13 protein-coding genes are annotated in these 13,336 nt (G+C 44.1%); 8 read left to right on the top strand and 5 right to left on the bottom strand.

Annotated features, from left to right (window positions below; genetic code table 11):
- Positions 1-120: 120 nt before the first annotated feature.
- Positions 121-447 carry an ArsR/SmtB family transcription factor gene (locus tag A8708_RS06520; RefSeq protein ID WP_068662695.1) on the bottom strand — a complete coding sequence of 109 codons (327 nt, stop codon included), beginning with the start codon at positions 445-447 and terminating at the stop codon, positions 121-123.
- 182 nt (positions 448-629) lie between these two features.
- Here A8708_RS06520 and A8708_RS06515 point away from each other — a divergent pair, with 182 nt between their 5' ends.
- The 3 genes from A8708_RS06515 to A8708_RS06505 all read left to right on the top strand — a co-directional run bounded on the left by A8708_RS06515 (position 630) and on the right by A8708_RS06505 (position 2,985).
- Positions 630-1,202: a hypothetical protein gene (locus A8708_RS06515; RefSeq protein WP_068662694.1), complete on the top strand. Its 573-nt coding sequence runs from the start codon at positions 630-632 to the stop codon at positions 1,200-1,202.
- 5 nt (positions 1,203-1,207) lie between these two features.
- The gene (locus tag A8708_RS06510; RefSeq protein ID WP_068662693.1) at positions 1,208-1,549 is read left to right on the top strand and encodes an Asp23/Gls24 family envelope stress response protein; all 342 of its coding nucleotides are present in this window, start codon (positions 1,208-1,210) and stop codon (positions 1,547-1,549) included.
- 155 nt (positions 1,550-1,704) lie between these two features.
- Positions 1,705-2,985: a hemolysin family protein gene (locus tag A8708_RS06505; protein WP_068662692.1), complete on the top strand. Its 1,281-nt coding sequence runs from the start codon at positions 1,705-1,707 to the stop codon at positions 2,983-2,985.
- A 67-nt stretch (positions 2,986-3,052) separates the two neighbouring features.
- Here A8708_RS06505 and A8708_RS06500 read toward each other — a convergent pair whose 3' ends face one another.
- A complete protein-coding gene (locus A8708_RS06500; RefSeq protein ID WP_068662691.1) occupies positions 3,053-4,285 on the bottom strand; it encodes an aminopeptidase in 1,233 nt (410 codons plus the stop codon).
- A 170-nt stretch (positions 4,286-4,455) separates the two neighbouring features.
- Between A8708_RS06500 and A8708_RS06495 the strand changes: the two genes are divergently transcribed.
- Together A8708_RS06495 and uxaC are read left to right on the top strand one after the other, a co-directional pair.
- Positions 4,456-5,388, top strand: coding sequence for a VanW family protein (locus tag A8708_RS06495; protein WP_068662690.1), 933 nt, complete (start codon positions 4,456-4,458; stop codon positions 5,386-5,388).
- A 135-nt stretch (positions 5,389-5,523) separates the two neighbouring features.
- A complete protein-coding gene (gene uxaC, locus A8708_RS06490) occupies positions 5,524-6,924 on the top strand; it encodes a glucuronate isomerase (protein WP_068662689.1) in 1,401 nt (466 codons plus the stop codon).
- A gap of 466 nt (positions 6,925-7,390) precedes the next feature.
- Here uxaC and A8708_RS06485 read toward each other — a convergent pair whose 3' ends face one another.
- The gene (locus A8708_RS06485) at positions 7,391-8,215 is read right to left on the bottom strand and encodes a helix-turn-helix transcriptional regulator (RefSeq protein WP_068662688.1); all 825 of its coding nucleotides are present in this window, start codon (positions 8,213-8,215) and stop codon (positions 7,391-7,393) included.
- Between the two features lie 155 nt (positions 8,216-8,370).
- On the opposite strand from A8708_RS06485, the gene A8708_RS06480 reads away from it, so the two are divergent.
- Together A8708_RS06480 and A8708_RS06475 are read left to right on the top strand one after the other, a co-directional pair.
- Complete coding sequence (locus A8708_RS06480; RefSeq protein WP_068662687.1) at positions 8,371-9,657, top strand: Gfo/Idh/MocA family oxidoreductase; 1,287 nt, start codon at positions 8,371-8,373, stop codon at positions 9,655-9,657.
- 19 nt (positions 9,658-9,676) lie between these two features.
- Positions 9,677-10,699 carry a dienelactone hydrolase family protein gene (locus tag A8708_RS06475; RefSeq protein ID WP_068662686.1) on the top strand — a complete coding sequence of 341 codons (1,023 nt, stop codon included), beginning with the start codon at positions 9,677-9,679 and terminating at the stop codon, positions 10,697-10,699.
- Between the two features lie 100 nt (positions 10,700-10,799).
- On the opposite strand, the gene A8708_RS06470 is transcribed toward A8708_RS06475, so the two are convergent.
- Both A8708_RS06470 and A8708_RS06465 read right to left on the bottom strand, forming a co-directional pair.
- Positions 10,800-11,174 carry a YmaF family protein gene (locus tag A8708_RS06470; RefSeq protein ID WP_068662685.1) on the bottom strand — a complete coding sequence of 125 codons (375 nt, stop codon included), beginning with the start codon at positions 11,172-11,174 and terminating at the stop codon, positions 10,800-10,802.
- A gap of 142 nt (positions 11,175-11,316) precedes the next feature.
- Positions 11,317-11,751: a methylglyoxal synthase gene (locus A8708_RS06465; protein WP_068662684.1), complete on the bottom strand. Its 435-nt coding sequence runs from the start codon at positions 11,749-11,751 to the stop codon at positions 11,317-11,319.
- Positions 11,752-12,012: 261 nt separating this feature from the next.
- Here A8708_RS06465 and A8708_RS06460 point away from each other — a divergent pair, with 261 nt between their 5' ends.
- Positions 12,013-12,639 carry an SLOG family protein gene (locus tag A8708_RS06460; RefSeq protein WP_068662683.1) on the top strand — a complete coding sequence of 209 codons (627 nt, stop codon included), beginning with the start codon at positions 12,013-12,015 and terminating at the stop codon, positions 12,637-12,639.
- Positions 12,640-13,336 lie beyond the last annotated feature (697 nt).

Genomic DNA, 13,336 nt, shown 5'->3' with positions numbered 1-13,336 from the left:
CATATATCTAAAACATAGGGGTGTCAATTTGATATTTCTGCTAGGAAATCACAACAAAAAAAAGGATATAAATCGAGACGATTAAACCCGATTCACTCCTTTTTGTGAAAATAGAAGTACTTACTGATTCTTTATGTATTCTAACATGGAAATCGCATTCACAAGGTGGTTATCAAATATTTGCTTGGCAACAATAAGCAGGTCTTTAATTAAAGGATCTGTCAGGGAGTAGGTCACAGAGGTTCCGTCTTTGATCCCATGGACAACATTTTTATTTCGTAACACGGCTAACTGTTGTGAAACGGCAGAACCTTCACTGCCTAATATCGTTTGTATCTCATTCACGGTTTTATCGCCATCTACTAAAACTTCAAGGATTCTTATACGCAATGGGTGTGCTAATGCCTTGAAAAAATCAGCTTTAAAATGCTGTATTTCTTGATACATACGGTTCTCCTCTACTATCGATATTCGAACATTTGAATATATAGAATATCATAACATAATCCAGCATGTATGGAAGCAGGTTTTAAAATCCTTTGCGCTATTGATTACTCTTCAGTTATAGTATAGTGTAATATTTAAAAAAATCAAATATATTGTTATTTGAAAGTAAGGAACTGGTATGATTGTTAATTGACGATGAATTATATGTTGCTTCAAGAAAGTATCTGATCGATTATGGTATGAGACAGTTAAACGGTTTAGGGGCAGATCAAATTTGTAAGGTGTGTATTCAAAATGGTGGTTCTTGTTGCCGCGCTTGTTCTTACTTAGTAGACGGTGTGGGCTGTCTGAATAGAAATACTAGTTGCACATCTTGGTTATGCGGCTACCTGAAATTATTGTTTTACAAAGCGGGACTAATTCAAGAGTGGAATACCTTTTGGAAGGAAGTTCCTGGCATCGATTTTCGAAAGGATTATACCCCTCCATTGGTGAAAATGACAAAACATCTTGAAGTGAAACACAGGAGAGAGCTTGGCGAAGCATTAGCGAATGACATCAACATGAAGATAAGTAAAGAAAAGGATAATATTGATTTCATCGTATTGGCGAGTGAATTAGATGAGCTTATTGACGAGATTGGATTTGCTGGTACATCGGATATCGCTAGTCAATTAATAAAGAGGCTTAATTACTTAATTAAAGACTTTCATGCGTTTAAACACATTCTCAAAAGCATCGATAATGGGAGCTGATCCTTGTGTTCGAGAAATTACCATCTGGCGTCATACGTATATCAGACGGTGTTATTTCTGCCATAGCTGCATTCGCTACCCTGCATACACCTGGTATTGATTCCATGTCGGGAGGCCTCTCTGAGGAACTTACGAAGCGCTTGAGTAGAAAAAGTGCCAAAAAAGGCGTAGTAGTCGAGGTCATGGAAGCGGATGTCGTCATCCATTTACGTGTCATCGTCAATTACGGCATGATGATTCATAACGTATGTCAGGAGCTTCAAGAAAACGTTAGGGCGGAAGTGGAAAATTTGACAGGACTTCGCGTTCTGAAAGTGAACGTAAGAGTAGAGAACCTGGCAGTATAGAAAGTAGAAATTGGAAAAAGGCTTGGATCGTAGTTAGTTCACTACAATCCGAGCCTTATTTTATTTCCATGATAATTACGCTTCGCAGAAATTGATTAGTTCGGCCAAGAAAGTTAAACTTAGAGTGATAAACTAAACGCTGAAGGTAGGTTACCATGTTAATCAATTTGGTTTTAATCGCAGTACTGATTGTTCTTACCGCTTTTTTTGTCGCGACAGAATTTGCCGTTATTCGGATTCGTCCAAGCCGCGTAGATCAAATGGTTGCTGAAGGCAAGAAAAATGCACTAGCTGTTCAAACCGTTACCTCCAATCTGGACGGTTACTTGTCCGCGTGTCAACTCGGCATTACAATTACGGCTCTAGGTCTTGGTTGGTTAGGAGAGCCCACGGTCGAGAAGCTCCTCGGTCCCTTGTTCGAAGGCATTGGTGTAGGTGAGACACTCTCACACATTTTATCGTTTGGTATTGCATTTTTATCCATTACCTATATCCACGTAGTTCTTGGTGAACTAGCGCCCAAAACGTTAGCCATCCAGAAAGCTGAAGCAATTTCCATTCTAACAGCTCCATTCATTATTTTTTTCTATAAAGTGATGTATCCGTTCATATGGGTTCTAAATGGTTCAGCAACGCAGCTTGTTAAATTATTTGGCGTCAAGCCAGCAAGCGAACACGAAGAGGCTCATTCCGAAGAGGAAATCCGAATTATTTTATCAGACAGTCTTGAGAGTGGAAAAATCAATAAGACCGAATATGGATTTGTCAATCGCATCTTCTCTTTCGATGAATTGTTGGCGCGTGAAATCATGGTCCCACGTACGGATATGATTTGTCTCTATGCAGATAAGCCGCTGGAAGAGAATATGAACATTATAATCAAAGAGCAATACACGCGTTTTCCCGTAGCCAAAGAGAGCAAAGATCATATCATTGGTTTCGTGAATACGAAGCAATTCTTCTTAAGTTACATATCCAATCCAGATTTTAATTTCAAAGGCTTGCTTCAACCGATCATGACCATTCCCGAAGGAATGCCTGTGAAGTCCTTGCTCCGAAAGATGCAGCGTGAAAACGTACATATTGCCCTACTGATGGATGAGTATGGCGGGACGTCCGGGTTAATTACGATTGAAGATATTCTCGAAGAAATTGTCGGGGAGATTCGTGATGAGTTCGATAAAGATGAACTGCAAGAAATTGACAAGCTAGCGGAAGGACACTATATAGTCGATGGTAATGCCTTGATTATTGAGTTAAATGCGAGATTGGGACTTGACATTATAGACGAGAATGTCGATTCAATCGGTGGCTGGCTATACAGTAAGCAGTCCGAATTGAAAATTGATGAGCAGTGGGAATATCAGGATTGGACATTCATCGTACGTGAAAGAGACGTAAATCGCATTCGTAAAATTGAGCTATTGAAAAATTAATTCAGTCACCTATACGCAAAAAGAGGGTTCCCCCGCCACAGCAGTGGCTCAGGGACCCTCTTTTCTATTAAAACGCCCAGTTTCCTTGACGGAAAATCGGCACGATGGTGCCATCTGCGAGTTCACCGTCAATATCCATCTCGGCGGAACCGATCATGAAATCGACGTGAATGAGACTGTCATTCAGTCCTGCTTGCAGCTGTTCTTCTTTGGACATCTGCGTACCGCCTTCAATACAAGTCGGGAAGGCGCGGCCGAGGGCCAGATGGTTTGAAGCATTTTCATCATAGAGTGTGTTGAAGAAGATTAAGTTGGTGTTCGAAATTGGAGAGACATGTGGCACAAGGGCGATTTCACCCAGGTAGTGAGCACCTTCATCCATTTCGATCATGGCTTGCAGGGATTCATAACCTTGCTCCGCTGTGTAGTGAGTGACACGGCCTTGCTCGAAGGTGATCGAGAAGTTATCGATCAAGCTGCCTTGGTAGCTCAGCGGCTTGGAGCTGCGCACGGTCCCATTCGTTCCCAATCGGTTCGGGGAAATGAACACTTCCTCTGTCGGGATGTTCGGATTGAAATCGAAGCCGCCACTTTCGTTCGTCGCGGAACCGCCTCGCCAAATGTGCTGAGGTGGAAGCTCCACAGTAAGCTCTGTGCCAGGAGCGCGGTAATGGATTTTGTGAAATTGCTGCTGGTTCAATTGTTCCCGTTTGCTGCGCAGTGTAGCGTTGTGATCTTGCCACGTTTGTACGGGATTCTCTTGATCTACGCGGGTAGCTTCAAAGATTGCATTCCAGAGGGCAGTAATCGCAGCCTGATCTTCGAGATCAGGGAATACCTTCTGTGCCCAAGCTAGGGAAGGGGCAGCTATGATGGACCATGTCATTTTGTAAGAAGACATGTATTCACGCCATTTGACCAGCAGAGGGCCCGCCACTTTCGCATTCGCTGAGATGCGAGCAGGATCCACGCCCTTCAGGAGCTCCGGGTTGTCCGCGTCGATCCATAAGTAGGCACCATTGTTTTCAGCTAACTCAGTTAGTGCTTGCGCACGCCATGCTGGGTATTCATTGAATGATTCAGCGGGGGCATGCGTATAGCGGATTTGGGTGCAGATTTCATCCTGCCATTCAATATGTACATGCTTAGCGCCAGCTTCGTATGCTTTACGAGTGATGAGTCTTACGAATTCAGGATGCCCAATTGGCGCATTAATCCAAAGCGATTGACCTCCTTGAATGTTGAGTGCAACTCGAACAGTCAGTTCCGCATATTTCTCAAGATTGTGTTCAAACGTCATTAGAGTAATCCTCCTTTTTCTTCGTCTTGTTTGCAGTTTATCGCTCTGCTGCTCGACTGTCAAATAATTTTTACCGTTGAAGTCACGATGTTATCAAAATGTATCTGTGATGTCATTGCATGGAATTATGACATTTGTTTACACTAGTGGCAAGGAGGTGAATTGCGTTCATGCGCTATGAATGGCTATTGGGCCTGTTGCTGATTGCCCAGCCCAAAGAATTGCCTTTTCAACTATCGGATAACCCGAATGGAGAGAAGACGGCTCAGATCAAACGAGAATCGGTTGCGACCCATCTCTTGGATATTCCATTGGTTGATACACAGAAATTAAATCGGCTTGCCGAGCAAATTGACAAATCGATATACCGAAAGCCGATAAACGCTACCATTAGCGACAGCGGGGGCATTGTGAAAGAGAGTGCAGGCGCTCGACTGAATCGACGTGCTTTTCTCAATGAGTTCTATGGTCAATTCTATGCTGAGGGACCGATGAATGTGGCCTTACCGCTGCAAACCTTGTATCCCAAAGTAGATAGTGAGCTGCTTGCCAGCATACGAGTTCGCCCAATCGGCTATTATGTTACCTATTTTAATTCACGCAATAGTCATCGCGTAACGAATCTCAAGTTAGCCACACAGGCGATCAATAATTATGTTGTTCAGCCGAATGAGACGTTTTCATTCAATCGGGTTGTAGGTGTTCGAACTCCAAGCAGGGGGTATATGTCCGCAAAGGTGATTGTGCGGGGAGAATTCTCCGAGGGAATTGGCGGTGGTATTTGTCAGATATCTTCTACCTTATTCAATGCGGCTGACCGTGCAGGTCTTACCATTCTCGAAAGGTACTCCCACAGCCGATCGGTTCCTTATGTGCCCCATGGAAGAGATGCTACGGTGAATTGGGGAGGGCCAGATTTTAGTTTCAGAAATGATTATAATCAGCCCGTATTAATTCGCGCGCATGTATTGTCCGGATCGGTCCATATCTCCATTTCTTCTTCGGAGGGAGTTAATTTCAAAGCTCGTCATGTTCCCGGTGCAACAGAAGCGATTCCAGAAGAAATTGAAACGAATTCAAATGTAAAGAATACACTCCCTTAATTACTAGGGCCCCTTCTCGAAGTCAAGATATGCATATTTTATGAAATAAAAGCACGAAATCGCAAGATTTCTGAGCTGATTTTTTGCTAATATAGAGGGCAGATCATTCAGCTTGAGAAGGGTGGAAATTTCTTTATGAAAACGTTTTTAGACGAGAATTTCTTATTGAACAATGAAACTGCTGTACATCTTTTTCATGAATATGCGAAAGAGCTGCCGATTATTGACTATCACTGCCACTTAAGCCCAAAGGAAATTTATGAAAATAAACAATTTAACAACATCACGGAAGCTTGGTTATATGGTGATCACTACAAATGGCGGATGATGCGTGCCAACGGTATCGAAGAGTCCAAGATTACAGGTGAAGCCAGTGATTATGATCGCTTTGTAGCATGGGCATCCACGCTTCCTATGGCAATTGGCAATCCGTTGTACCACTGGTCCCATATGGAGCTGCAAACCTATTTCGGTGTGTACGATATCATTAATGAGGCGAATGCTCCAGCAATTTGGGAAAAGGTGAATGCTAAGCTGGCTGAAGGCGGATCCCGCGCGCGCGACCTGATCACAAACTCCAAGGTAACGGTCATTTGTACAACGGACGATCCTGTGGATTCCTTGGAATACCACATCCTCATCAAAGACATTGAAGGATTCGATACGCAAGTATTGCCTTCTTACCGTCCGGACAAGGCGCTCGAAATCAATCGGGCTACGTTCCTTCCGTGGATTGCGCAATTAGAGAAAGCGGTAGGAACACCAATCCGTACGTATGATGATTTATTGGCTGGTCTAGAAAGCCGCGCGGTCTTCTTCGACTCTGTTGGCTGCAAAGTATCTGACCATGCGCTCGATTATGTTCCTTTTGCGGCAGCGACCAAAGAAGAAGTTGACGCGATCTTCGCAGCAGGTCTTGCTGGTCAACCTGTGAGTCTGGAAGACGAGAAGAAGTACAAAGCATTCACACTCATCTTCCTTGGTGGCATCTACAAGAAATTAGATTGGGCGATGCAGTATCATATCAATGCATCCCGTAACAACAATGGACAAGCATTCGCTAAGCTAGGTCCAGACACAGGATTCGACTCTATTGGTGATAGCCCTGTTGCCGGTGCCTTAACAGGACTATTGTCCGCACTTGCCGTAGCGGATTCCTTGCCGCGTACGATTCTCTATTCCTTGAACGCGCGCGATAATGAGATTCTTGCTTCCTTGATGGGCAGCTTCCAAGGCGATGGCATCGCTGGCAAAATACAATTAGGCGCGGCATGGTGGTTCAATGATACGCGTGATGGCATGATCTCCCAAATGAAATCCCTAGGCAACTTCGGCTTGCTTGGCCGTTTCGTTGGGATGCTAACGGATTCCCGCAGCTTCTTGTCTTACACACGTCATGACTACTTCCGTCGCATTCTGTGCAACATGATCGGTGAGTGGGTGGAAGCAGGCGAGTTCCCGAACGACGAGCAACTGTTGAAACAGTTGGTTCAAGGTATTTCCTACAACAATGCGAAGCAATATTTCAGTTTCTAACCAACGAACCTTTGTGCGAGCGTGAGCTTGCACGAAGGTTTTTTTAAAATATCAGAATATATAAGTTTTACTTACTAATTATGATGAATTTCTAGATAAACGCTCCTGTCCTTCAAAGGACGGCGTAGCCGTTTATTTTTTTTGATGGAGACTAACGGTGGGCTGTTCGTCGGTGGGAAAGGCGTGTGAGGGGATGAGAGGGCTTGGTTTGGTGAGGGAGAAGTGGTAATTTTTTCAAATAAATGGATTTTATGCAGTTATTATCACCTTTTTATTGCGAAAATGTGGAATAGATGGATTTTATACAGGTAATTGGGTAGAGAATCGCTAATAGGATCCGATCTCAACAATTTAGATGTAGATTTTCCATCTAAATGGAAAAATTAAAGAGGTCTCTTCGAAATAGCTGTACATTTTCCCGTTATATGAAGTAACTGGTAGATCCAAGGATCACAATCGTACTTGATTAGAGCCCTGGATGCATCATCTTCCGACATTCCAACGGAGTCTGCGACGTAACTTGTTTGAAGACGCGTCCGAAGTGAGCGACACTGTCAAAGCCAGCTTGTTCAGCAATATGGATTACTTTGAGTTTCGTTTCTCGTAAGAGTCGTTGCGCCTCACGGATGCGCAGATTGTTCAAATACTCGACGAACGAGAAGCCGATCGTCTCCTTAAATGATCGGCAGAAGTAACTCGGACTTATGTGAAACTTTTCGGAGATCAGCGCAAGTGTTAGTCGTTCGTTGAAATGTTCATTGATATAGGTGACGATCTCAAATATCTTTGGATTATATGCCTGCGGATGCTCGTCTAGCGTCTCGGAATGATCCATGAGTCTTGAGCAGAATATCAGCAGTTGTGTAAGCAATGCTTTGCTATTTAGCTCCCAACCGAGCAGTTCCTGTTGTTTTTCCCGCAATAGGCTGAAGAGTAGATTCTCAACAAGTGTGCGATTTGCACCGGAAAGTGAGACGATATAATGCTTGGGACGAAAAGGAGATAACGCAACCGCATAGGTCTCATCATTTTTCATGGCGAGCCAACGTTCTTCGAAATTGATTAAGATGCGTTCGTGCGGACGATCGTCGGCATCTAACGTTTTGTGAAGGGTGTGTTTGTCGATCAGTACAAGATCACCCTCTTGCATGGCATAGACGCGGTCTTGAATGAAATAATTGCGCTTACCGCTAAGTAAATAATAAATTTCATAATGGTCATGAAAATGGTTTGCGAGCATTGTGTAGGGTTGATCTCTGCGAATTCGCTCAATCTCGTAATGAAACAACATCGACACCCTCTCTGGTGTAATTTCTGTCTTCTTATTATACAGCAAGATATGCAAGGAAATAAAGTGATTAGGTAATATTTGAATAGAAACGCAACAAATATTGTATTAATCTTGCATTATGAGATGAAATACTTTGTAATCGAGAGGGGCAATAACTGATGAAAACACGTTATGCGATTGTAGGTACTGGTGGACGAGCAGAATTCTTCTATGGCTCCATGGTAAAAGATTTTCAAGATACATCTGAGCTTGTTGCTATTTGTGATATTAACCAAACCCGCATGAACTTTACGAATGACTTGCTTGCTGGCAAGTATGAGTATCATGCTGTTCCTACCTATAAAGCTGATCAATTCGAAGAAATGATTCGTACAGAGAAACCGGATGCGATCATCGTAACAACTGTGGATCGTACGCATCACACGTACATTATTCGTGCGATGGAACTTGGTTGTGATGTTATTTCGGAGAAACCGATGACGGTTGATGAAGAGAAATGTCAAGAAATTTTGGATGCAATTAAGCGCACAGGCCGCCAGCTTCGTGTTACATTTAACTACCGTTATGCGCCGCACAATACGAAAATTCGTGAGTTAATTATGGATGGAACCATTGGTGATGTTCATTCGGTTCATTTTGAATGGTTGCTCAATACAGAGCATGGCGCCGACTACTTCCGCAGATGGCACCGTGATAAACGCAATGGTGGCGGGTTGCTTGTGCATAAGTCAACGCATCACTTTGACTTGGTTAACTTCTGGTTGGGGACGCAGCCAGAGACGGTTTTTGCCATGGGAGATCTCATGTTCTACGGGAAAGCGAACGCAGAGAAACGCGGCGAAACGAAGTTCTATCAACGTGCTACCGGAAATGAGTATGCCAAGGATGATCCGTTCGCACTGCATTTGGATTCCAATGCGCACCTCAAAGGTCTATATTTGGATGCGGAACATGAGGATGGTTACCAACGTGATCAGAGCGTATTCGGCGACGGAATCTCTATTGAAGATACAATGGGTGTAATGGTCAAATATAAAAACAAAGCGATTCTTACTTATTCCTTGAATGCGTATCTACCTTGGGAAGGTTTCAATGTAAATATTAACGGCAGCAAGGGACGTATCGAAATGAAAGTCGTCGAGAAATCTTACGTGAATTCTGGTGGCGACAAAGCGGATGAAGGTGCGTTGAAAGCGAAAACGATTACGGTATTCCCGATGTTTGCGGCACCGTATCAAGTTGAAATCGAAGAAGGCGTTGGTGGTCACGGTGGTGGCGATCCGATTCTGCTGAAAGATATTTTTGACAAGCCATCCGATGATCGTTTCAACCGCGCGGCATCCCATGTGGATGGAGCAATGTCCATTCTTACAGGTATTGCTGGCAATATTTCATTGCGTACAGGGCAGCCAGTTGCTGTAGATAAGCTTGTGAAATTTTAACCTGTGGAGGTTGAGCTAAATGTGGAGTCCTGACGCGAGCATGGATCAACTCTATCGTGCTTTCGAATTGAAACGCGAGCAGAGTCGTACGGAATGGGCTGAACATGCAAAAGCTCATATGAAAAAGCGCTTGGCGGACTCCTTAGCGGTGACCATGGAAGAACAGGACGATCTTCGTCCTGTTCTTCTTGATCGTGTCGAGCTTGAGGATCATGTCCGAGAACGCATTGAAATCGGGACATTTTGGGGTTTTCGGGTTCCTGTATATGTACTGTTGCCAAAAGGAGATTCTCATAAACGCGCTGCCGTACTAGCTCTGCATGGTCATGGTTATGGAAGTAGGCAAATCGTAGGCTTGAACGCTGATGGATCTGAGCTTGAGGGGGAATGGGATCTTCATGGCAACTATGCCCTTGAGTTGGTGCGGCGTGGTTTCGTTGTTGTAGTCCCTGAAATCTTAGGCTTCGGTGATCGGCGTTTGGAGGAAGACAGGAAGGAAGGACAAGTGGGGAACTCTTCCTGCCAGACACTTGCTTCTCACTTTATGCTATATGGGATGTCAATAGCTGGGGTTCGCGTGCATGAGGCGATGCGCGTGTTAGATTACCTCGTGACACGTGAGGAAGTTGACGCGAGTCGAATCGGTTGTTTTGGATTCTCAGGTGGCGGTTTGCTTGCCGCCTACACAGCCATATTAGATGATCGCGTTCAGGCTTCGGTTCTGTGTGCCTTCACCAATACATTCAAGCGCAGCATCATGGGGGTGCGGCATTGCATTGATAACTATCTGCCTGGCGCGCTCGAATTCGCGGAACTTCCCGAACTAATTGGTTTGCTAGCTCCCCGTCCACTATTCATTGCTTCGGGGAAAGGGGATCCCATTTTTCCTGTAGATGGGGTGGAAGCGGCGGTTTCCTATCTAGAGCGAGCGTATGGATTGGCGGGAGCAAATGAGAAACTAGGCGTACATCTCTATGATGGTGTTCATGAAGTGAATGGGAGTCAGGCGTATCCATGGTTGGTTGAGGCTTTGAAGAGATAAGTGGATATTGAATCGAATACAAGTGCAAAAAGGCTACTGAAAACTTTTTCAGTAGCCTTTTTGTTATATAAGAGTACGGAAATTCTCGCGGGAGGGAATCTTACACTTTCTGACGGACGATACTCTCAATGATCAATTTGTGTCCAACCACAACGCCGAGACGGATGACGCCTGTTGTTCTTCCGGAAATGATGTGGCGATGCCCATCTGCTATGTTTGTTGCTATTTGAAAACGATGAAAATGATTCACGCCCACACCGATGTTGAGGCCAGTGCGGCCCGAATAGGAATGACGATGCCCGTCAGCAGTCGTTGTAATGCCTTGGAAAGTGTGACGATGTCTGCCGTCCTCCGGGATTACGATATCACTTAAATTACCGAAGGAATGCCGATGATTCTGTACGCGTGACGTTAAGCCCTCCATACGATGTCTGAACTGTACGGGGCCGCTAGATCCTTGTTTGATTCTTGCCATTGATCTAATCATCCTTTCAAGAAGAGATGATATTAACGTATTCGAATCATAGTGGACTGGCTTGGTCGTGAGGCTAGTTAATAAGAATATTATTATTTCAATAGGTGAAATGCAGTGGAATCTACTACAATTTCAGGTAGTCTTATATGTTCTCCGTACCATTCAATCGTGGGGAATCATATTTGCGAATTTCTTCGCGCCAAGAGAGGAAGCCGTTTTCCATAGCTCTGATCAGCATTTCTGCTGTTCCAAGATTGGTTGCGAGAGGGATCTGTTGTACATCACAGAGGCGAAGGAGCGCAGTAATATCGGGTTCATGACCTAATGCTGAGATTGGATCACGGAAAAAAATAAGCAAGTCTATGTCATCCATGGCGATCATAGCCCCGATCTGCTGATCACCACCAAATGGGCCCGAACGTAATCGAATCACGTCCAATTTTGCTGCCTCACTAATCCTTCTTCCTGTAGTTCCTGTTGCATAGAGCTGATGTTTTTGGAAAATATGTTTATAAGCAATTACAAAGTCCACGAGTAAATTTTTGTACACATCATGCGCAACGAGTGCAATATTCAATCGAATCCGCTCCTTTTAATGTCAGGTAAATTTACATTATTATTTGTATTAAGATCAGAATATCGTAAAATAATCATAAACTCAATCATTTTTTTGATAAAAACAGTCAAAAAGTTGTCTTTAAGTAAATGTTGTGAATATTAATGTTATGTTAACTAACATTAAATGGCTTGGCATGACATAGGTTTTTGGTCAGAACTTCTATCAAATTAGAAGTATCTGTGCTAACCTTTTAAGAAGATCAATAAGGGGGTGAGCCCGTTGAAACGCGTGCTGATTACAGGCTACAAAGCAAATGAACTTGGTATTTTTTCATTGAAGCATCCTGGCATTCCGATTATCAAAAAAGCGATTCAAAAGCGGATCATCGCCTTAATCGACGACGGGCTCGAATGGGTTGTTGTAAGTGGGCAATGGGGAGTGGAATTATGGGCGGCAGAGGCTGTGCTAGATCTGAGAGAGCGTACCTATCCAGAGTTGAAGCTGGCAGTGATTACGCCTTTTTTGGAGCAAGAAGAGAAGTGGAGCGATGATAAAAAAGGATGCTACACGAGCGTTATGCAGCGAGCCAATTACGTCAACAGTATAACGAAGACCAAATATGAAGGCCCGTGGCAGTTCAAAGAGAGGGACAAGTTCCTCCTCCGAAACTCTGACGGCATTCTGCTGGTCTATGATGAGGAGACGGAGGGCTCACCGAAATTTATGAAATTGCAGGCTGCTCAAATCGCTGCGCATCACACCTATCCGATCATAACCATCAATGCTTTTGATTTGCAAAATGTTGCCGAAGACGAGCACGGAGATTACGGCGGTGATGTGACGGATGACATGCCTGGTGATTCAGTCAGTGGCGGCGACAGGTGGCATTTTGATGATGACATTTAGGCGGGGGCACGCGGCAACTAGCGTCCTCAAGTCATCGGCCCTCTCTCCTGACGTCTAGTCGCTTACCTGGCATCTATCCTTCCTCCTGACTTCTAGTCGCCTACCTAATGTCCAGTCTTCCTCCTGACGTCTAGTGTTTCACCTGACATTTAGCGTCCCTATCGTCTTTCATTTTATCTGTCGGTATCCACACACCCTTCCGCATCCAATCTCCTCTCGATTAGATGGAAAAAGTACAGTTATATGACGTGGATTTGCCGTAAATATTGATTTGAATGGAAAAAATGTAGTTAATCTTTCGCTTTTAACCTGAATCAGCCATTTCAGCAGAAAATAGCTGTAGGTTTTCCAGTTAATGTCCTGGTAGAGGCGAATTCTGCAGAATTAGATGTAGTTTTTCCAGTTATTGCTCAGCTGGAGCGTCGTGGCCGAATCGAACTCCAGATTCCGAGTCGAAGGAGGGAGCTACTCAACAAATCCGAACCTACTCCTTTCACCACAGCTACTCAACAAATCCGAACCTACTCCTTTCACCACAGCTACTCAACAAATCCAAACCTACTCCTATCGCCATAGCTACTCAACAAATATCGAACCTGCGCCTTTCACCGCAGCTACTCAACAAATCCGAACCTACTCCTTTCACCGCAGCTACTCAACAAATCCGAACCTACTCCTTTCACCACAACTCAACAAA

This window comes from Paenibacillus oryzisoli (assembly GCF_001653565.1).
In the GTDB taxonomy this organism is placed as follows: domain Bacteria; phylum Bacillota; class Bacilli; order Paenibacillales; family NBRC-103111; genus Paenibacillus_E; species Paenibacillus_E oryzisoli.
The sequence above is the reverse complement of the archived record's forward strand: the minus strand, read 5'-3'. Positions and strand labels throughout refer to the sequence as shown.